Below are 19,260 nucleotides of genomic sequence, written 5' to 3'. Positions count from 1 at the left end.
TACCTACTACTTAGGCTATTGACCTAAGGTTGCACCACCGTCAACGACTAAATCGTGCATCGTAATATGTGTTGCCTGATCACTTATAAAAAATAAAATAGCATTTGCAACTTCTTCTGGTTTTGCAATTTTCTTTAATGGAATTCCAACCTTATAATTTTTCAAATTGCCCTGAATTGTTACTTTTTCACCTGAACTATCTTGCCAAAGCTGATATTGCATCGGTGTAGCTGTTGACCCTGGTGAAACAATATTGACACGCACACCGTACTCAGCCATTTCTAATGCTACCGTTTTGCTAAAACTCGTTAGTGCAGCTTTAGAAGCACCATAAGCAGCCATATTTATTCTAGGTACATGAGCGGCATTAGATGACACCATAACCATTGAGCCAGCTCTTTTTTTCTTAAAATAGGGTGTTAAAAATCTAAGAAAATAAAATGGTGCATAAACATTTACTGCAAAAGTCTTTAACCAATCATCAATAGACAAATTTTCATGTTCAGAAAGATAAAGCACGCCTGCAACATGAATAAAATAATCTGGTGGTTCAACTTCTAATAAACGCTGGCAAAGTGTGTCGACTTGTGATGCGTCACTAATATCACAACAATGAACGTGTGACTTATATATAGGTGGAACATGTTCCGTAGAAAGATCAAACCCTACTACATGAATATTTCTTTCGTGTAATTGCTGCATTACTGCTGCACCAATACCCTGATTAACACCAGTAACCCATGCGGTTTTTTGTTTTTTCATGTGCTTCGTCCTCTTTTTAAGAACGAATAAGTTGATGAGCTTGATTCACTACGCCTAAATTGCGCTGAACATAGTCCAAAGCAAAAATATGATCTTTTAGGCTAAAGTCGGCAACTGCGTCTGAAACAACAAACGGTTGTATACCATGCATAAATGATTCGGCAGCAGTTTGTAAAACACCTATATGCGCATATACACCACATATAATTAGTTGGTCACGCCCTTGTTCTTCAAGTCTTTGTTTCAAATCAGATCTAAAATATGCACTATATCGCCATTTAGTCAGTACAACATCATGCTTGGTTGGTACCAATGCTTTCACAATTTCTGCTTTTTCTGGAAATGCCGTTAATCCTGCGCCCCACATATCGTTTAATAACGCGCGATCTTTTTCATCTTGTATAGCAGGCTGTGCTGTGTAATATACGGGAATGTCATTTTGTACACACCATGCTTTAAGCTGACTAATATGATGAATGACTATTTCAATTAACGAGGAGTCATGACCATAAAAATCTACAAAATAATCTTGCATATCATGTATTAATAAAGCTGCTCGCTTTTTATCTACCACCCAATTTACTTTAGCTTCAGCATAGTCTTGTTTCAATGGAAGATGATAATTACTAATTTTTTTAATCGTCATAATAATTTTTCCTAAAATATTAATTGCCACTTAGCGTATTTAGCATTGTTTGCATTTTCGCTTCAGTTTCATTCCACTCTAGGTCTGCATTTGAACCAACAACAATTCCTGCACCTGCATATAAACGGATACTGCTTTTATTTAGTAGACCACAGCGAATGGTTACTACCCATTCACCATTTCCCTCAGCATCCATCCACCCCACAAGACCTGCGTAATATTCACGGTCGTAACCTTCATGCGCCAATATAAAATCCTTTGCAAGATGCGTTGGTGAACCACATATAGCAGGTGTTGGGTGAAGTGCTAAGGCAATACTAAGTGCATCATTTTGATTCTGATTATTTTTCAAAGTTCCTTGAAAAACAGAAGATAAATGCAGCATGGTTGGTGTTTTTAAAATTTCAGGTTGTTTTGAATAATTCAGTTGATGACACCACGGTGTCAAATTTTTTAAAATGCTGTCGACAACAATTTTATGTTCATATAAATCTTTATCTGAATTTCTAAGCTCTTCTTCTAAACACTCATTGACTTCTTTATCTTCACTACGGGGTCTAGAACCCGCTAAAGGATTGCTACGAACATTTAAATTCTCTTTTGCAAGCAGTAACTCAGGGCTTGCACCAAATAAATAACGCCCCTGATCGACAGGAACAACGAAACTATATGCAAATGGATTTTGAACAGAGAGTGTCATTGCTAAATCTGTTGCTTTTTTCTGATTTAATAACTCAAAATCTGCTACTTGAGAAATTACAATTTTATCCAGACGTTGCTGTGAAAAATGATTTAGTGCCGTTTCAATCATTTTAGTAAAGTAACTATACTCAACAACCTGTTTTTTATTTCTTACTTCTAAAGGCTTCAGCTTTGCAATTTCGGTATCAAACCGTGCAGTATTCTTTGTATGTTGACGATAAATATTTAAAGATGATGGTTGACTGGTATCAAAAGGAATTGCACCAATCAGGATAGGCTTAGCCCCTGATTCGTGCTTTAACTTATTAAAAGATTGTGTAATTTGTTGCTGTAATTGATCAAGATTTTTTGCTGGTAAAGATAGCGTTTCAAATAAATCATTAGCGACCAAATGATATTCTTTTGTGAAAAAACAAGCAGTTTTATTGTCAAAGAGCTCATCATTTTCTGTATCGATGCTTTGCATAAAACGTCCTTTCTAAATTTAAAGGTATAATTTTGGTGGGAGATCACCAATTTCTCGAATTGTAATAATAACCATTCTCATTTAATAGAAAAAAAAGGGAGTATTTTATAAACATAGAGGAAAGTAATTGTTTTTTAATATTTTAAATTTATTTTCAGTCGTACTTTATACATACAATATATTTTTTACATATATGATATCTAAAGATTTTTTTAGCCATAGCACAATTTTAAGATTGACAATCGAGTGCAACTTAAATAAAAATCATTATCATTAAAAGCTTATAATAGTAGATGACAACGATGTCTAAATTTATCGATATTCATAAAGCAATTTTGAAGGATGCAGGAGATTTATATTTAGAAACAGGTTCTAAGCTGCCTAATCATCACTTGAATATCTTTAATCCAGCAGATGGTCAGGGATATACCGAAATTTATGATTTTGAACGTTTATGCGTTGGTAAAGGTCGCTACTGGTTAGACCATCCCATTCAACTGAACGGCAACAGAAAAATGTTTTCGTTAGGTATCACACTATTACTTTCTGGAACACATAAGCTTAAAAATAATCAGATTAATCAGGAATATATTTTTGAATCCCCTACTTTAATTTTAAGAAAAGGCGTACTCGGTTCACAAACGATTTATTTACAAGAAAAAAAACAAATGTCGCTCATCACTTTAGATTTTGATGAACGTCTGTTAACAACTTTGGAACCCTCCAAGTCAGACAACCCTCTTATTCATTTTTTTTTAGACAACGATACCGCTGAAATAAAAGCAATAGATATTCCGCATAAAGATGTACTACATCATGCACAATATCTGCTTAATCTACCCACAGCAAAGACGATGTTAGATTTATTGCATTTAGAAGGTGCAACACTTGAGCTGATGAGCTTATTACTACAAAAAAATAATAAAGAAGATAAAATTTCTCCACCTATAAAAAAAGCAATCCAAATTTTAGAAACAAATTTCGAAGAAAAAATTACCATACGCTATTTATCGAAACAGGTAGGTATGAATGAGTGCTATCTAAAACGCTTATTTAAGGAAACTACAGGTCATACTATTGGAAATTACTTACTAAATATACGTATGAAATATGCACAGATCCTCTTAAAAGAAGGTGCTTCTATAGAAAGTGTGACCAATAAAATTGGTTATAGCAGTTCTCAATATTTTAAACGTATCTATGAAGAATATTATGGCTATCAGCCTTAAATCTTTGAAGTAAAAACAAGATGCTTTTTAAAAAGCATCTTGCGTATCAGTCTCCTACTCTGAAACTAGATGACTACTTTGTACCTTCCTATAGCTTTGTATAATCATTGCCAATGCAGCTAAACACATACCACATGCAAGAATTTGCCAAATAATATCCACATTAGCAGTGATCTGTAACCATCCTTTGACACCCATAAAATAGCTCAATGGAATAATGATAATCCAATAACAAAATAGAATGACGGCAAGTGGTTGCATAAACTGCTGTAAACCACGAAGTACGCCTGCTGCCACAGTTTGTAATGCATCAAAGATTAAGAAAATTGCAACATAATGAATGAGTCCCGTGGCCAATACAATCACCTGTTCATCTTGCGAAAAGAGTGCGGTAATTTGACCTCCACATAATATGAGTATAAGTGCCATAAACATGCCATAGCATAATGTGATTACAGCAACCGTAAGCCCTGTCAGTTGTTTGCCCTTCTGATTCCTTTGTGCTGAAAATGTTGCTATGCGAATCGTTGTGGCACTACTAATAGCAACAGGAATCATAATAATGACCATTGCAATATTAATCACAATTTGATGGGCTGCAATTGTCCGTGTACCTAATTCAGATGCAAAAAATGCTAAAGTAGATAAAGCTAAAATTTGTAAAACGAGTGTTACCCCTATAGGTAATCCTTGCTTTAAAATTTGTAAACTTTCAGAAGTACTGACGACTTGATGATGATCTCTTTTTATTGCGGGTACAGCTTTTCTAACCAAATATCGCATAACAAAACATGCAATATACGCACTAAAAACATTCGCTAAACCTGTACCTGCACCACCAAGTGGTGGTAAATTACCAATACCATTTACCAATAAATAACTCAAAATTGCATCAGATAAAAGTAAAACAATAAATGTAAGCATGATTGGTTTTAATTGGCTACTTCCCTCACTCATAAAACGGTAAAGCGTCATATAAACCAATCCAGGTATAGCAAAAGCAACACAATGAAGATAATTTTGTGTAATGTGCGCAACATAATGATCTGAAATCATCACTGGGCATAAAAATGCCAAAATATGAACAATTACAAAGCCAAATATAGATAAGAGAAGCGATATATTTTTACCCTGCTGAAACAAATACTGAATTTTGGAGTGCTCATTATTCTGTTGCAACATTGAGGTCTTAGGTACAAGTACATATAAAATACCTGTAAATAAAATAAATACTGGTGTCCAAATACTACTACCCAATCCAATCGCTGCTAAATCTTGATAATTAAATTTTCCTGCAACAAGCGTATTAATAAGTCCAAGAGAAGCCTGACAAAGCTGGATTAAGATTAGGGGTAATGCCAATTTTAAAATAGGAAGAGAAATATGATCTAATACTTTCATTTTATATTTACTGTAAACGCCAGTATCCTTTAATATGGTTATTTTTTCCAAGAAGCTGTCTCTGATTACGTAAATAATGTCTTACTCTTTTGGCTGCATTATTTTCTAAAGCACCCCAAACATTTTCTATATGTTCAACTTCTTCCAATACTTGAATGACTTGCTGTGCTTGATATATCACATCACCATGAACGTGCTTTAATACAGTATTTCGTGGAAAAGAAAAGTTGTTAAAATAGTCAAGATCTGCCTCATCGGCACACAATAAAATCACTGTCGGTGGGTATTCATTTTTCCAAAATTCTAAAATACCTGCGAGAGCGGGATAAGCTGTTTCGTCTGCAATTAATACAGCACGACCGTCATGTAAATGTGTATGTTTATCGTCTGTTTCAGTTCGGCTCGAAATCATAGAGCCAGAATCTAGTTGTTTGACCCATTCACTGCCAGCGCTATTACCATGCGTAAAAATATCAATATAACCATAATTCAATACTGTATCATCACTCTGACTAAAAGATTTTCGCAACGTATATAAACGAACATCTTTATTCATCGTCTCTAATAGCTTTTGTCTTTTTTGACTCGATAGATGTTTCATTACCCATAAAAATCCTCGATCAAAAATATTTTTTATCAAACCACTCTTATTTGATGATTTCACTTTTAGAGGCTGAGATTTCTCTAAAACTTTCAATACTAGACCATAAGCATAACCTGCATAGTCATGAGGCAAAGGCAATTGACTTTTAATGGTTAAGCGTGTGATATTTTTAGTGATTTGCGACTTCTGAGTGACTTCAAAATACTGTTTGGTATTATTACTAAATTCAATTTTTTGCTTAACAAATGAGTTATAGGCCAAATATAAAATTTGTTCCTCAAGATCGCCATTTAATTCAAACGTAACGAATAATTCAGCGTATTTTTTTAACTCGGAATCGTGTACCTTAAGTAAAATGCCCTCTTCAAAAATATCAACAATATATGCATGATCGATATGCATATTTTTTCCATAGCTCTGAGCAATCATACGTAGTTCTTTCGTATGATCCTGATTGACATGATCAACAATATCGAGCTTACGGTCTTTCTCCTGAATAGGGGTATACTTTTTAATCATATTTAATTTTCATCTTTCCAAATTTTTAGATTAGGTCTGTGACCCTTCGGTATGATCTGGCAATAGCTTCCATGTCAGTGTCGTCACAATGAGTGCACAAATAAATGTGAGTATGACAACAGTTGTATACCCAATATGCTGTGCAAGGGCCAAGCCTATGGCTGAATAAGCAAATCCCATAAACACCACAAGACTAAACTGTAAGCTAAAGAAAGTAGCTTTAGCAGGCATTAAAGATGCTCTATCCATAATTAACGTAGACAATGCAGACATTAATCCGGGATTTGCAATGAAATAGGCAAAGATTGCTGTATAAACCATCCACTTTTGTGTATATCCCAAAGTGATCGGAACAAATAACAGCAGTGCAGCTCCCTGTAGCAAAGTTAATGTGAGCAAGGCAAATTTACGGCGTAATTTATTAATTAGAAAACTAGCCAAAAATGCTGAAAAAACACCAACAATCGAACCAAATATTTTTGTTGCAAAACCAATGTCCATAAGTGACCATTTAGCATCAACCAATAAAGGGTTTAGCATGCCAAAAACGGCGGTAAAACCAATTGGATAAATGAACAACAGAAAAAACCATGTTCTATGTTGTTTTACAAAAACTCGAATTTGTTGAACTAAGCTCTTAAACTGTCCAGAAGCTTTTTTATGTGGATTTTTATAATCGCTTTCAGGCTCACGATAAAGTGCAATTTGTACATTTGATACTGCTGTCAAAATTGCTAAAATCCATAGTGCCCCTTTCCACTGCAACCATGGATATAAAATAAGTAATATCCCACCACCAATAATATTTCCCATTAAGTTGCTTGAGTACTGAATACTATTAGCAAACTGTCGTTCAGACGCAATAAAAATCTTACATGCAAGTGCATCGACTGCAACATCCTGCACACTCATAAAAAAAGTATAAATAATAAACAATATTAAAATGGTAGAAAAATGATGCTGTATATCTAAAAATCCACAAATAAATAATAATAGCGTCATCATCGATTGTGCGGTAAGCAACCAAGAGCGATATTGCCCTTGGAAATAAAGACGAAAACTATCTACCAAGGGCGCATACAGCACCTTTCCTAACAGTGGTAATGCAACTAAGTTAATTAAAGCTAATTTATCCAGTGCAATACCACTTTGCCTTAAAATCGCAAATGCTGCAGAAATAATAAAAGCAATACCAATATATTGTGTGGTATACACACTAATTAATAGTGGCCACGGTTTTTTATTATCATTCATACACAACATTCCATATTTTAAGCGTTTATTAGAAATTAAATGACATAGAAAGTTTGAGTGTACGTGGTGCACCTTCACCTACGTAATAGCCAGCATAGACGCCTGTCCAATAGTTCTTATTCATGACATTTTCAACACTACCCATAAAGGTAGTTTTATATCCTGCAATAGACGTGTTATAGCGTGCACCTAAATCCCAACGGAACCAACTTGGAATTTTTTGCGTATTGGCTGTATCTACATATTCACTACCGGTATAAATTGTATTTGTCATAAGTGTTAATCCCTCTAACTGAGGAACATCCCACTCTAAACCAAGGTTAGACTGCCAATGAGGAACGCCATAAGCTCTGTTTCCATTATATGTTCCAGATGATGTCTTGGTTGTAATTGCATCTATATAAGTCACACCACCTAAAAGACGCACATCTTTTGTTATATTTCCTGCAGTCGTCCACTCAATACCACGATTTCGTTGCTCACCATCAGCATTATAGCTATTGGTTGATTTGTCATAAATCATGCTTGGTTTATCGATTTGATAAATACTTAATGTATTTCTGAATGTCCCATTTTCCCATTTTGTACCAAGCTCATATTGCTTAGTTTTATACGGTGCGAACACTTGACCATAATTTGATGCTGTTGTTGCAGTAACTTGGTCGCCTTGACTAAGGCCCTCAATATAATTGCCATAAAGGGAAATTGAATTATTCCAAGGTTTAACTACAAATCCTACAGCAGGTGTAACTGCACTTTTCTTATAAGATGCGCTTCCTGTAATTGCGGTACCGCTATTTGTCCAACTATGCGTATTTACATTTTGGAATCGTGCGCCTAACATTAGCTGATACTTTCCATCTACGAAAGATAGATTATCAGCAAGAGCAATACCTGAAAGCGTCACTTCTTTTGTTCTTGGTACAAACGTTGGGTCACTTGCAAATAAAGTATTATTTACTGGCGAATAAATATTAGATTTCCAAGAAACAGTACTATATCCAGAATCGGTATCTTGTTTTTCAACATTTCCGCTTAATACAAGATTATGATCAACAACACCAGTTTTGAACTGCCCACGTACACCTAACTCACCTGAACTTGTATGCGTAATGTTCGTGATATTACGTCCATTTGCGGTACAACTCCCATCTGTACTCGTTACTATACACAGCGCATTATTTGCAATTGCACCATGCGACTCTTGCTCTTTGGTACCTCCACTTGCATATACAGTCCAATTCGGTATGAAGTCATACTCTGCATGTCCTATAACTGCTTTGGTTTCACTGGTTGCATATGCACCCTGCATAATATTTGTAGAGGCCTTAGGTGCTGTCAAAATAGATGATGTTTTAAAGTATGCCATTAATGGCATACCACCCTCATACTTTTCCTTAATATAATAGGCATCTAGTGACGTTCGTAATTTTTCACCACGATAATCCAAAGCAATTGATCCGAGTGTTCGATCTTCAGTTTGCCCCTTAAGCGTCGTATCTCCATGGCCTTTAACTGCATTTACACGGATACCAAACTTATTACCTTCACCGAATCGACGCCCAACATCTAAATGCGCATCAACATTAGATTTTGATGTATAACTTGTTGTCAAACGTGTAATAGGCTCATCTGTTGCGCGTTTAGGTACCAGATTTATCGTACCCCCTACACTTCCACCAAGGGACATACCATAAAGCATGGCACTTGTTCCACGTAAGACCTCTACACGCTCTAAAAACTCAGTGGGCGTACGATTATGTGGGCTTAAACCATATAAGCCATTCCATGCAAACTCTTCAGTCGTTACATTTAAACCGCGAATATTAAAGTATTCTCCTAAGCCATTTGCACCAAAATAGTTACGCACAGAAGGTTCACTTGCCAATGCTTCTGCAACACTTTTTGCTTGATGATCCTCTATGTACTTTGCTGTATAACTTGCTGTACTAAACGGTGTATCCATAGCATCTTTATTTCCCAAGATGCCAATTTGACTTTTTCGACTGACTTGACCCGCTGAAATTGTATCTGTTGTATTTTTTGTTGCTTCAAGATTAATTGCTGGTAAAACTTGATAGTTATCATTTACTTCTGTTGATGCTTGTACTATTTGAGATAGCATCACACATGTAATACTTATCCCTAATACCGAAAGTTTAAAACCTAATACGTTATTCATTTTGAGCCTTGTAACTGTTCAAGCATAAAAATTTACATAAGCTTACTAATAATCATTATCAACTTATAGAAAATATTGGAAATAAATTTATAAAATTAGAAAAGTCATTGAAAAAATTAGATTTAAGTAAAAAAATAAATGAGAATAAGAATTATTAACTAAAAATCATGGATTAAGATATAATATAAGGAATATATAAACCAAGATACCAATTTTATAAAAATAGTGAAAAATTTATGGAAATAAATCAATATTGTGATGATTTTAATATTTTCTGCTTACCGCCTGCTGGAAGTAGTTCATCTATCTACTTTCGCTGGAAGGAATACAGCCATCAAAAAATAAATATCATACCTTTAGATTATCTGGGACATGGTAAAAACATTAAATTCCCTCTCAGCTATGATCCTAGTGTCATTGCTACGCACCTGATCAATGAAATTGAGAAATATACAAATAAACCATATGCGATATTTGGGCATAGTGTCGGTGGTTCTGTCTTATGGCGAATAGAAGAACAATTAAGGAAAAATACAGCACTCTATCAAAAACTCACAATGCTCATTGTAAGTGGGCGACCTGCACCCTCTCATCTAAAAAACATGCATAAAAAAAGCAACCTGACTGACCATCAACTTCTTGAAGAAGTAAAATCTTATAATAACTTTCCTTCAGAAATTCTAAACAATAAAGATGCACTGAATTTTTTTATCAACATCCTAAAAAACGATTTTAAACTCAGTGATGCTATGCTAAATGATCAGCCATTACTTACAAATAAACCTGTCATGTGTATTTATGGAAAAGAAGATCCTTTTATTTCACAACATCATATGATGACAGACTGGAAAAATTATACATCTCAATGGCTAGATGCCTATACTGTAGAAGGTGATCATTTTTATTTTCTAGATGAAAATATTTTAAAAGAATCTTTGAGCATTATTTCAACACAGATTTTTAAATTAATAAAAAAATGATCACAGATAACTCAAAACAGATAAAACACTACAACTTAAGAAAAGAGGTCATTTTATCTAATACTTTATCATTACATAAAGTATCTATAGAAGGTTATGATAATCAAAATATAGAAGAGCTATATCAATATTATGCAATTCAAATACCAAATAGAATTATTCAAGCAGCTAAAAAAAGGAAACTTGAATTTTTGATAGGGCGTCTAGCACTTAAATCTGCTTTGAATGCTCAAGGAATTAAATACTTTAATTTAGTAAATGACAAATTAGGTGCACCTATTTGGCCAGAACCGTTACATGGTAGTTTGAGTCATACTATCGACAATAGTTTCTTTGGCAGTGCAATTGCAACGATTAACATCACTAATCAACATGTTGGTATAGATATTGAGTTTAAAAAGAATCAACTCTTATTCAACCAACAGCCAAATATGATAAATCAGTTTTTGAATAGCTTAGAAATTAAAAATATTCAAGTGTTTTCCCCTATAAGTTCTTTATTATATTTAATCATTTTTTCGGCAAAAGAAAGTATCATCAAAGTGGTATATAGTAAATACGGTAAAATTTTAAACTTTCTTGAAATTCAGCTTATGGATTATTGTAAGGAAAATAAGAAGCTTTACTTTGAGATTAATTTGTCAAATCTAATAATAAAAGTAGAAGTACACTATCTTATCTTAAGTTTAGAAATTATTACCTATTGTATGGTGAATTAACAAAAAAGCTTCATTTTTAATGAAGCTTTTTTATAATTGAAGTCATAAAATTAAAATAATTTTATTATAAATCAATCCCTTTGTCTGTCGGGTTCTTTTCAAGATCTTTGAAAGAAGCACTTGGTTGAATATTTAAGTTTATATTGCTTGGTGGAATAGGAGATTGGAACCATTTCTTATAGAGCTTACTCATTTCACCTGAATGCCACATATTTGTAATAACACGGTCAGCAATTGCTTTGAGCTTAGGACTATCTTTTGCCATCATAATGCCATATGGTTCTTTTGAAAGCCCACCATCAATAATTTTATAATCACTTGGGTTTTTAGATTTCGCAATAAAGGTCGTTAATGACACTTCATCCATTGCCCATCCAACCATTCTATCTGATGCAAGTAATTCTGCCGATTCTTTATTATCAGAACCATACACTGCTTTAAAATCTAATTCATCATTGCGTCTTAAAGATGTCATAAACTTTTCAGATGTCGTTCCCTTCGTTAGCACGATAGGACGACCCTTCAACTCATTCAAGTGATTAATCTTGGAGCTTTTTTTAACTGCTACGCCAACATCTGTAATAAAATAAGTTGTTGAGAAATCTACAACTTCATCTCTTTGTTTGATATGTGTACTGGTTCCACATTCTAAGTCGATTGCACCTGTAATTAGATCAGGGATACGAATCATTGGGTGTTCAACTTTATATTCGATTTTAATATTTGGATTATTAAGTGTTTTCTTAATTTCATTTGCAACATTACTACAAACATCAATCGCATACCCCATTGCTTTGCCATCAACGGTATAAGAAATAGGTTCTGCATTTTCTCTATAACCAATCGTTATCTTTCCAGATGTTTTTATACGGTCTAAAGTACTTTCTGCATTTACTTGTGTTGCGGTTAAGGCTGTTAAAATTGCTGTTGTAAGCAATAAAAGTCTCATGTTTTTCCCCTAAAGTAAGATATAAAAAATCAAATTTCTATTTTAAAATTTTGAGTTAATATACTAAATTAATATGTGAAATGGAACTTAAAAAGAACTATTTTTAGAGAACTATTTTTTTATTTTAAAAGATAAAGTTTAATACTTAAGATAAGCCTTTCATAGTCAAGACAATTTAATCTTTTAATCGGAAAAGAGTAAGTTTTATTACATAAAAAAAAGCCTCAAGATAAATCTTGAGGCTTTTAGAATTTTGGAGCGGGAAACGAGACTCGAACTCGCGACCCCAACCTTGGCAAGGTTATGCTCTACCAACTGAGCTATTCCCGCAATGAAGAAACATTATAGGAGTTAAAAAACCTTTGTCAAGGATTTTTTAATCTGCTCTACGCCATACTGTGCCCTGACGTGTATCCTCTAATACAATACCTTTATCCAATAAATGCTGACGAACTTCATCTGCTTTTGCAAAATCTTTCGATTTTTTTGCATCTACACGTTGTGAAATGAGCTCTTCAATTTCAGCATCAGATAGTTCAAGTGCTGTTTGACCAATATCAGACTTCAAGAAATCATCAACAGAATGTTGGACTAGACCGAGAATATCCACTAAATATCTTAGCGTAGCATGATAACGACGAGCCTCGTTTTCAGCCTCTTCTTTCACTGCACGATTTAATTCACGAGATACTTCAAAGATAACAGCAAGTGCTTCAGCTGTATTAAAGTCATCTCTCATGACCTGATTAAAGCGGTCAATATAAGTTTGCTCTACAGACTCAGAGACCGCCATACCATAGCTTTGTTCAAATACTTTAAAAGCATTGTAAAATCGTGTCAGTGCAGCCTTCGACTCTTTTAGTGCAGTATCCGAAAAATTAATTGGACTACGATAATGTGAAGACATAATAAAATAACGAATCACTTCAGGATGAAACTTCTTCATCACATCACGAATTGTGAAAAAGTTTCCTAAAGACTTCGACATCTTCTCGCCATCAACATTAACAAACCCAACATGCATCCAATAGTTTACATATTGCTCGCCTGTTGCAGCTTCGCTTTGTGCAATTTCATTTTCGTGGTGTGGAAATGGTAAATCACCGCCTCCACCATGAATATCGAAATGATTTCCTAAGCAGCATGTAGACATTGCTGAGCATTCAATATGCCAACCTGGGCGCCCGTTACCCCATGGAGAATTCCAAAATGGTTCACTTGGCTTCGCATGTTTCCACAGTACAAAATCAAATGGATGCTTTTTCTCTACTTCAACATCTACACGGTCACTTGCACCCGCTTGCATATCTTCAAGCTTACGACCCGATAATCGGCCATAACGCTTAAACTTATCTACTTCAAAATATACGTCGCCATTATTTGCAGCATAAGCCGTACCATTGTTCACAAGTGTACCAATCATATTTTGCATTTCATCAATATAATCAGTTGCTTTTGGCGATTGGTCTGGTGGCACACAGCCTAATGCAGCAAAGTCCTCATTCATTGCATCAATAAACTTGTTGGTTAACTCACCAATACTTTCTCCACGCTCATTAGCACGTTGGATAATTTTGTCATCAATGTCTGTAATATTACGAATATATTGGACTTTCCAACCTTGGCTACGTAGAAAGCGAATAATGTAGTCAAATGCAACCACTGTACGAGCATGCCCTATATGACAGTAGTCATAAACTGTCATACCACAGACATAAATATCAATATGGCCATCTTTACGTGGGACAAATTCAACTTTTTTACGTTGCTCTGAGTTATATAAAACAAATGGTTGCATAGATCTTAATTTGTTTAAACGAAAGAGATTCCATCATAACTGATCCGCTGTTTTTCACAAAGGCTTATACAATAAAAATGATAAGTTTGTGAAAAGATATACATTTAAAAACATGTATTTGTTTGTTATATGATACTATGCACATGATTTTTTGGTATATCCTCATACCCGTTGTTGCATAAGGTAATCTGCTTTGAATTTTCCAAATCTACCCAACGAAGTTGATTTTAAAAAGGTTGCGTTAGAAACGCTAAAAATAGAACAACAAGCACTCGACATTCTTGCCAATGAAATTGACGATCGCTTTGTTCGCGCCTGCCAAATTATTCTTGAATGTAAAGGCCGTTTGGTCGTTACAGGCATGGGTAAATCTGGACATATTGGCAGAAAAATGGCAGCAACGTTTGCTTCTACAGGTACCCCTTCATTCTTTATGCACCCAGGTGAAGCAGGTCATGGCGACCTAGGTATGCTCGTCAAAGGCGATGTTCTCATTGCAATTTCCAACTCAGGAAAAAGTGATGAAATTATGATGCTTATGCCTTTGATTAAACACTTAGAAATTCCACTCATTACAATTAGTGCAACAAATCAAGGTCCTATGCCCCAAAATGCAAATGTAGCACTTACACTTGGCCATGCACAAGAAGCATGCCCACTTGGTCTAGCACCTACATCAAGCACAACAGCAACGCTTGTGCTTGGCGATGCACTTGCGGTTGCTCTATTAGATGCCCGTGGTTTTACTTCAGACGATTTTGCAAGATCTCATCCTGCAGGTGCACTAGGTAAACGTTTACTATTGCATGTAAAACACCTCATGCATACTGGTAATGATCTCCCACGTGTAGCTCCTGAAACTAAAATGGGACAGGTTTTATTTGAGATTACAGAAAAACGCTTGGGATTAACCACAGTAGTTGACAAAAACAATACTCTGCTTGGTATTTTCACAGATGGAGATCTACGTCGCTTAATCGATAAGCAACAAGGTTTTGATGTAAACTTACCTATCTCTGAAGTTATGATTCAAAATCCTGCAACAATTTCAGAAAATGAGCGTGCTGTAGAAGCACTTACGCAATTAAATACAAAAAAAATTAATCAATTTATTGTTGTAGATGATGCAAATAAAGTCATTGGTGTATTGGGTATGCATGACCTTATTCGCGCGGGAGTAGCATAATATGACTTCTCAAGTACAATTTGAAAAAGCTAAAAATATACGAGCACTTGTACTAGATGTAGATGGTATCCTCAGCGACGGCTTTGTTACTCTCACAAACTCAGGAGATGAAATTAAATCTTTTGATATTCGTGATGGACTTGGAATGAAGCTTGTACAACAAGCAGGTATAAAGGTTATTATTATTACAGGTCGTCAAAGCCAGATTGTCACTAAAAGAATGACCGATTTGGGGGTAGATCTCATTTACCAAGGACGTGAAGACAAAGGAACTGCTTTACAAGAAGCTTGTAAACGACTTTCTTTAAACCCTGAAGACTGTTTATATATGGGAGATGATTGGCCTGACCTTTCCGCTTTCTCAATTGCAGGCATGAAAGTAACCGTTCCTAACGGTCATATAGAAGTTCGTAAACGTGCAGATTTTGTCACACAGGCCATGGGTGGCCGAGGGGCTGTACGGGAAGTATGCGACATATTGCTTGAGGCAAATGGTCACTACGAACAGCTTCTAAAAAAATATTTAGCAACATCTCATTAAAGCTCTTAACGATTTAGTTTGATAAACTACGCTTATGGAAACAAAAAACTTATATGTTATAGCACTTGTGATTGCAACCGTAAGCGGTGGTTACTATTACTATAGTGGAAATAGTAAAAAGCTAGATACCAATGCATCACGTAATATGACGTACGCTGCACAAAACGTTCAACTGACTCAAACTGATGAGAAGGGAGATGTTTCAGTACGCGCATCTGTAGACCAAATTATACAAAATAAACAAGATGCAACCACACAAATGTATAATTTACATGCTACAACTTATAGCAAAGGACAAGAAAATGGTACATATTATGCCCCACGTGGTGATGGCTATAATGACAACCAAAAACTTGTTCTAAGAGATGATGTTGTCGTTCATAGGAACTCTCCTCAAGGTACGATCACATTTAAAACTGATGAACTTACAGGTTATCCAAAAGAAAAACGTGTAGAAACAAAGCATGATGTACATGTTGATTCTGCACAAAGTCAATTTGTGAGTCAGGGTCTAAATGCAGATCTCAATTCAGGACAATATGAGTTTTTTAATATTCGAGGAAAGTATGCACCTAAATCCTAAAAAACAATCTCATTATAAAACTTTCCTAAAATGCGCCATGGCTGGAGCTATATCATTTACAGCAATGGCAACATTTGCTCTACCTAGCGATCGTAACCAACCCATTTCTCTAGTCGCAGACCGAGCGACATATAACGACAAAACAGGCGTTACGACTTACACAGGTAATGTTATCATTGAACAAGGTACAATGAAGCTACAAGCTGCTTCTGTCGTTGCGCAACTGAATAAAAACCGCCAAATCAGTACTGTAACGGCAACAGGTAGCCCTGCTCGCTTCCAACAAAAGATGGATGTCAATAAAGGCCTCGCCAAAGGGCAAGGACAAAAAATTGTCTACAATGCCGACTCGGGAATTATTACCCTCACTGGAAATGCTTTTGTTGATCAAGATGGTGCAAGTGTTAAAGGTGAAACTTTACGCTACAGCATGAACAAAGGTGACATCGAGGCTATTGGTAGTAGCAACTCTAGCGCAACGAACACCAGTGCTTCTGAAAATCGTGGCCGTGTACAAATTGTTATTCCACCAAATACATCAAAAGCAACACCTGGAGCTGTTGGTCAATGAATACAGCAATGACACCACAAACACTTCGAATTAAACACCTTGCAAAAAACTATAGTAAACGTTGGGTTGTAAAAGATGTTTCATTTGAAATGCAGAGTGGACAAATTGTAGGATTACTTGGTCCAAATGGTGCAGGTAAAACAACCAGTTTCTATATGGTCGTTGGTCTTGTCCGTATGGATAAAGGTGAAATTTATTTAGATGACCAAGACTTATCAAACTTTGCTATGCATGAGCGCGCACGCAAAGGCTTAGGCTACCTCCCTCAAGAAGCATCTATTTTCCGCAAACTGACGATTGGGGAAAATATTATGGCAATTTTGGAAACACGTAAGTCTTTAAACAAAGCTCAGAGAGAAGAGCGTTTAAAAGAATTACTCGAAGATTTCAAAATTACGCATATTAAAGACTCTTTGGGTATGAGTGTTTCAGGCGGTGAGCGCCGTCGTGCAGAAATTGCACGCGCTTTAGCAGCAGATCCTAAATTTATGTTGTTAGATGAACCTTTCGCAGGTGTAGACCCAATCTCTGTAGGCGATATTAAAGATATTATTCAAACATTAAAAGATCGTGGTATTGGTGTTCTTATTACCGACCATAATGTACGTGAAACACTTGCAATTTGTGAAAAGGCTTACATCGTCAGCGAAGGCGCTGTCATCGCAGAAGGAACAGCAGAAGAAGTTCTTGCCAACAGCACTGTTCGCGAAGTTTATTTGGGTGATGACTTCACAGTATAGTTCATTATTTCAAGCAAAGTTAATCCAACTTAACTTTGCTTCTTATCTTTTAAAAATAACCAGTGTATAGCCACAAATATATTTAATAATACGATACTTACAGCCCAAACAGGTACGATAAAATACAGCATTATTAGTATGACTATACATACACTTAACTGCATATAACTTGCACGGCGCCACCAGTGCATCAATTGATGGTTACACTGATATAATGTCTGCCACGGCTTCATATAACTAAACCAAGCTCGATATGCAAAGAAAATAATCATCAGTAATGCAAGTCCTGCCAAGACTAAAAATAGTTGATTAATCCATCCAAATAAAACACCAATATGTAAATCTACTCCCCAACGGGTTAACTTTGCAGACAGTGGAAAATCTTTAAAATAAATACGATCTATAATCTTTTGTTGTTTTATATCTACAGCTAAAGCATCTATTTTTATAGGCCACTGGTGTTGCAACTCTTCAATGACCCAAGCACGCTTTTCATCGTAACTTGGTTTAATTTGTAGTGCGGGCGCATTTAATCCACTTGCACGTGCAATATTTAATATTTCATCAAAATCAGTAAGGTTTTTTAATTTCATTTCACTGTTATGATGCATCATCATTCCCATACGATGCTCAGCATGTTCATCTGGCTGTACCCCTTGATGTGTACCCAGTTGAGTATTTAAAGATGGTGTGTCACTATTAATCCAATGCCTAAATTTTGCAATATTCCCCCCTGCCCAGTTTGACCATGTTAACCCTGTTACCGAAAAAAAGAGAAGCATGGGTAAAACACAAATTCCGATTAAACTGTGCCAATGTATAGAACGCCTCCTAATATGCTCACCCACATTTTTTCTTTTTATTCTTAACCATTGAATAAGTCCTGTAATTGCAAAAATACCTAGCCAACTCGCCGCAAGCTCGCTATAAATGCGACCATATTGACCAAGTAGTAAATCCCTATGCAAATGATCTAAAAACGTTCGCATAGGCAATATCCCACTTGTACCATAAACAGATAATTTACCTTGCATTGTTAGATTATAAGGATTAATAAAAATAGCTGTTGTTTGGCTTGGGTTATTCATATCCATATACAATATGCGTGTTGTTGTATTGGCATCTTTTGCAGGTCGAACAGCAATAATATGCGCAGATGATGGTACAAACTTCTGAGCACGCTGTACTTGCTCACTTAATAAATAAGGTACTTGGTGAGATTGATGTTTTGCAACTAAATAGGTCTCATACAGTGTTTTTTCGATTTGAGGTGTTAAACCATAAAGCGTTCCTGTAAGTGCTGCAATAAAAATAAATGGCGCGACCAAAACACCTACATAAATATGTAAGACTCTTAAGGTCTGATCTAAAAAATTTCTAAACGGAAGGCTTCGGCGCATTTTATTAGCAACATAATTTTTACTTTAC

18 protein-coding genes and 1 tRNA gene are annotated in these 19,260 nt (G+C 35.4%); 8 read left to right on the top strand and 11 right to left on the bottom strand.

Annotated elements, in window-relative coordinates; genetic code table 11:
* Positions 1 to 15: 15 nt before the first annotated feature.
* From dhbA to OZX61_RS05280, 3 genes are read right to left on the bottom strand one after another with little or no spacing between them, the layout of a single operon-like run.
* Positions 16 to 762, bottom strand: coding sequence for a 2,3-dihydro-2,3-dihydroxybenzoate dehydrogenase (gene dhbA, locus OZX61_RS05290; RefSeq protein WP_277095542.1), 747 nt, complete (start codon positions 760 to 762; stop codon positions 16 to 18).
* 16 nt (positions 763 to 778) lie between these two features.
* Positions 779 to 1,408, bottom strand: coding sequence for an isochorismatase family protein (locus tag OZX61_RS05285; RefSeq protein WP_195771624.1), 630 nt, complete (start codon positions 1,406 to 1,408; stop codon positions 779 to 781).
* A 19-nt stretch (positions 1,409 to 1,427) separates the two neighbouring features.
* Positions 1,428 to 2,576 (bottom strand): isochorismate synthase, encoded by a 1,149-nt coding sequence (locus tag OZX61_RS05280; RefSeq protein ID WP_277095541.1) that lies wholly within the window; start codon positions 2,574 to 2,576, stop codon positions 1,428 to 1,430.
* A gap of 302 nt (positions 2,577 to 2,878) precedes the next feature.
* Between OZX61_RS05280 and OZX61_RS05275 the strand changes: the two genes are divergently transcribed.
* Positions 2,879 to 3,805 carry an AraC family transcriptional regulator gene (locus tag OZX61_RS05275; RefSeq protein ID WP_277095540.1) on the top strand — a complete coding sequence of 309 codons (927 nt, stop codon included), beginning with the start codon at positions 2,879 to 2,881 and terminating at the stop codon, positions 3,803 to 3,805.
* Between the two features lie 54 nt (positions 3,806 to 3,859).
* Here OZX61_RS05275 and OZX61_RS05270 read toward each other — a convergent pair whose 3' ends face one another.
* From OZX61_RS05270 to OZX61_RS05255, 4 genes are read right to left on the bottom strand one after another with little or no spacing between them, the layout of a single operon-like run.
* Positions 3,860 to 5,206 (bottom strand): MATE family efflux transporter, encoded by a 1,347-nt coding sequence (locus OZX61_RS05270; RefSeq protein WP_277095539.1) that lies wholly within the window; start codon positions 5,204 to 5,206, stop codon positions 3,860 to 3,862.
* Between the two features lie 7 nt (positions 5,207 to 5,213).
* Positions 5,214 to 6,329 (bottom strand): siderophore-interacting protein, encoded by a 1,116-nt coding sequence (locus OZX61_RS05265; protein WP_277095538.1) that lies wholly within the window; start codon positions 6,327 to 6,329, stop codon positions 5,214 to 5,216.
* Between the two features lie 30 nt (positions 6,330 to 6,359).
* Complete coding sequence (locus OZX61_RS05260) at positions 6,360 to 7,583, bottom strand: MFS transporter (RefSeq protein ID WP_277095537.1); 1,224 nt, start codon at positions 7,581 to 7,583, stop codon at positions 6,360 to 6,362.
* Between the two features lie 28 nt (positions 7,584 to 7,611).
* On the bottom strand, positions 7,612 to 9,765 hold the full coding sequence (locus OZX61_RS05255) for a TonB-dependent siderophore receptor (RefSeq protein WP_277095536.1): 2,154 nt from the start codon (positions 9,763 to 9,765) through the stop codon (positions 7,612 to 7,614).
* Between the two features lie 236 nt (positions 9,766 to 10,001).
* On the opposite strand from OZX61_RS05255, the gene OZX61_RS05250 reads away from it, so the two are divergent.
* Together OZX61_RS05250 and OZX61_RS05245 are read left to right on the top strand one after the other, a co-directional pair.
* Complete coding sequence (locus OZX61_RS05250; protein ID WP_277095535.1) at positions 10,002 to 10,745, top strand: alpha/beta fold hydrolase; 744 nt, start codon at positions 10,002 to 10,004, stop codon at positions 10,743 to 10,745.
* On the top strand, positions 10,742 to 11,464 hold the full coding sequence (locus OZX61_RS05245) for a 4'-phosphopantetheinyl transferase superfamily protein (protein ID WP_277095534.1): 723 nt from the start codon (positions 10,742 to 10,744) through the stop codon (positions 11,462 to 11,464). The genes OZX61_RS05250 and OZX61_RS05245 overlap by 4 nt, the downstream gene beginning before the upstream one ends.
* Before the next feature lie 64 nt (positions 11,465 to 11,528).
* On the opposite strand, the gene OZX61_RS05240 is transcribed toward OZX61_RS05245, so the two are convergent.
* The 3 genes from OZX61_RS05240 to cysS all read right to left on the bottom strand — a co-directional run bounded on the left by OZX61_RS05240 (position 11,529) and on the right by cysS (position 14,211).
* Positions 11,529 to 12,413 (bottom strand): amino acid ABC transporter substrate-binding protein, encoded by an 885-nt coding sequence (locus OZX61_RS05240; protein WP_277095533.1) that lies wholly within the window; start codon positions 12,411 to 12,413, stop codon positions 11,529 to 11,531.
* 254 nt (positions 12,414 to 12,667) lie between these two features.
* Positions 12,668 to 12,743 (bottom strand) — tRNA-Gly (locus tag OZX61_RS05235).
* A 46-nt stretch (positions 12,744 to 12,789) separates the two neighbouring features.
* Positions 12,790 to 14,211: a cysteine--tRNA ligase gene (gene cysS / locus OZX61_RS05230; protein WP_277095532.1), complete on the bottom strand. Its 1,422-nt coding sequence runs from the start codon at positions 14,209 to 14,211 to the stop codon at positions 12,790 to 12,792.
* A gap of 193 nt (positions 14,212 to 14,404) precedes the next feature.
* Here cysS and OZX61_RS05225 point away from each other — a divergent pair, with 193 nt between their 5' ends.
* Genes OZX61_RS05225 through lptB form a run of 5 tightly spaced genes read left to right on the top strand, consistent with a single transcriptional unit; the run spans position 14,405 to position 17,832 of the window.
* Positions 14,405 to 15,397, top strand: a complete 993-nt coding sequence (locus OZX61_RS05225) for a KpsF/GutQ family sugar-phosphate isomerase (protein ID WP_277095531.1) — start codon at positions 14,405 to 14,407, stop codon at positions 15,395 to 15,397.
* Position 15,398: 1 nt separating this feature from the next.
* On the top strand, positions 15,399 to 15,938 hold the full coding sequence (locus OZX61_RS05220) for an HAD-IIIA family hydrolase (RefSeq protein WP_277095530.1): 540 nt from the start codon (positions 15,399 to 15,401) through the stop codon (positions 15,936 to 15,938).
* A gap of 34 nt (positions 15,939 to 15,972) precedes the next feature.
* Positions 15,973 to 16,521: an LPS export ABC transporter periplasmic protein LptC gene (lptC, locus tag OZX61_RS05215; protein ID WP_195771612.1), complete on the top strand. Its 549-nt coding sequence runs from the start codon at positions 15,973 to 15,975 to the stop codon at positions 16,519 to 16,521.
* Positions 16,505 to 17,092 (top strand): lipopolysaccharide transport periplasmic protein LptA, encoded by a 588-nt coding sequence (lptA, locus tag OZX61_RS05210; protein ID WP_195771611.1) that lies wholly within the window; start codon positions 16,505 to 16,507, stop codon positions 17,090 to 17,092. The genes lptC and lptA overlap by 17 nt, the downstream gene beginning before the upstream one ends.
* Entirely contained in the window at positions 17,089 to 17,832 is a 744-nt protein-coding gene (gene lptB / locus OZX61_RS05205; protein ID WP_195771610.1) for an LPS export ABC transporter ATP-binding protein, read from the top strand. The genes lptA and lptB overlap by 4 nt, the downstream gene beginning before the upstream one ends.
* A gap of 29 nt (positions 17,833 to 17,861) precedes the next feature.
* Here lptB and OZX61_RS05200 read toward each other — a convergent pair whose 3' ends face one another.
* Positions 17,862 to 19,232 (bottom strand): PepSY-associated TM helix domain-containing protein, encoded by a 1,371-nt coding sequence (locus tag OZX61_RS05200; RefSeq protein WP_277095529.1) that lies wholly within the window; start codon positions 19,230 to 19,232, stop codon positions 17,862 to 17,864.
* Positions 19,233 to 19,260 lie beyond the last annotated feature (28 nt).

It is taken from the genome of Acinetobacter sp. ESL0695, assembly GCF_029392135.1.
Lineage (GTDB): Bacteria > Pseudomonadota > Gammaproteobacteria > Pseudomonadales > Moraxellaceae > Acinetobacter > Acinetobacter pollinis.
This window is presented reverse-complemented; position numbering and strand designations above follow the sequence as displayed.

Excerpts from the sequence above, each read along its gene's own strand:
- dhbA (WP_277095542.1), bottom strand. The coding sequence starts at position 762 with ATGAAAAAACAAAAAACCGCATGGGTTACTGGTGTTAATCAGGGTATT.
- OZX61_RS05285 (WP_195771624.1), bottom strand. The coding sequence starts at position 1,408 with ATGACGATTAAAAAAATTAGTAATTATCATCTTCCATTGAAACAAGAC.
- OZX61_RS05280 (WP_277095541.1), bottom strand. The coding sequence starts at position 2,576 with ATGCAAAGCATCGATACAGAAAATGATGAGCTCTTTGACAATAAAACT.
- OZX61_RS05275 (WP_277095540.1), top strand. The coding sequence starts at position 2,879 with ATGTCTAAATTTATCGATATTCATAAAGCAATTTTGAAGGATGCAGGA.
- OZX61_RS05270 (WP_277095539.1), bottom strand. The coding sequence starts at position 5,206 with ATGAAAGTATTAGATCATATTTCTCTTCCTATTTTAAAATTGGCATTA.
- OZX61_RS05265 (WP_277095538.1), bottom strand. The coding sequence starts at position 6,329 with ATGATTAAAAAGTATACCCCTATTCAGGAGAAAGACCGTAAGCTCGAT.
- OZX61_RS05260 (WP_277095537.1), bottom strand. The coding sequence starts at position 7,583 with ATGAATGATAATAAAAAACCGTGGCCACTATTAATTAGTGTGTATACC.
- OZX61_RS05255 (WP_277095536.1), bottom strand. The coding sequence starts at position 9,765 with ATGAATAACGTATTAGGTTTTAAACTTTCGGTATTAGGGATAAGTATT.
- OZX61_RS05250 (WP_277095535.1), top strand. The coding sequence starts at position 10,002 with ATGGAAATAAATCAATATTGTGATGATTTTAATATTTTCTGCTTACCG.
- OZX61_RS05245 (WP_277095534.1), top strand. The coding sequence starts at position 10,742 with ATGATCACAGATAACTCAAAACAGATAAAACACTACAACTTAAGAAAA.
- OZX61_RS05240 (WP_277095533.1), bottom strand. The coding sequence starts at position 12,413 with ATGAGACTTTTATTGCTTACAACAGCAATTTTAACAGCCTTAACCGCA.
- cysS (WP_277095532.1), bottom strand. The coding sequence starts at position 14,211 with ATGCAACCATTTGTTTTATATAACTCAGAGCAACGTAAAAAAGTTGAA.
- OZX61_RS05220 (WP_277095530.1), top strand. The coding sequence starts at position 15,399 with ATGACTTCTCAAGTACAATTTGAAAAAGCTAAAAATATACGAGCACTT.
- lptC (WP_195771612.1), top strand. The coding sequence starts at position 15,973 with ATGGAAACAAAAAACTTATATGTTATAGCACTTGTGATTGCAACCGTA.
- lptA (WP_195771611.1), top strand. The coding sequence starts at position 16,505 with ATGCACCTAAATCCTAAAAAACAATCTCATTATAAAACTTTCCTAAAA.
- lptB (WP_195771610.1), top strand. The coding sequence starts at position 17,089 with ATGAATACAGCAATGACACCACAAACACTTCGAATTAAACACCTTGCA.
- OZX61_RS05200 (WP_277095529.1), bottom strand. The coding sequence starts at position 19,232 with ATGCGCCGAAGCCTTCCGTTTAGAAATTTTTTAGATCAGACCTTAAGA.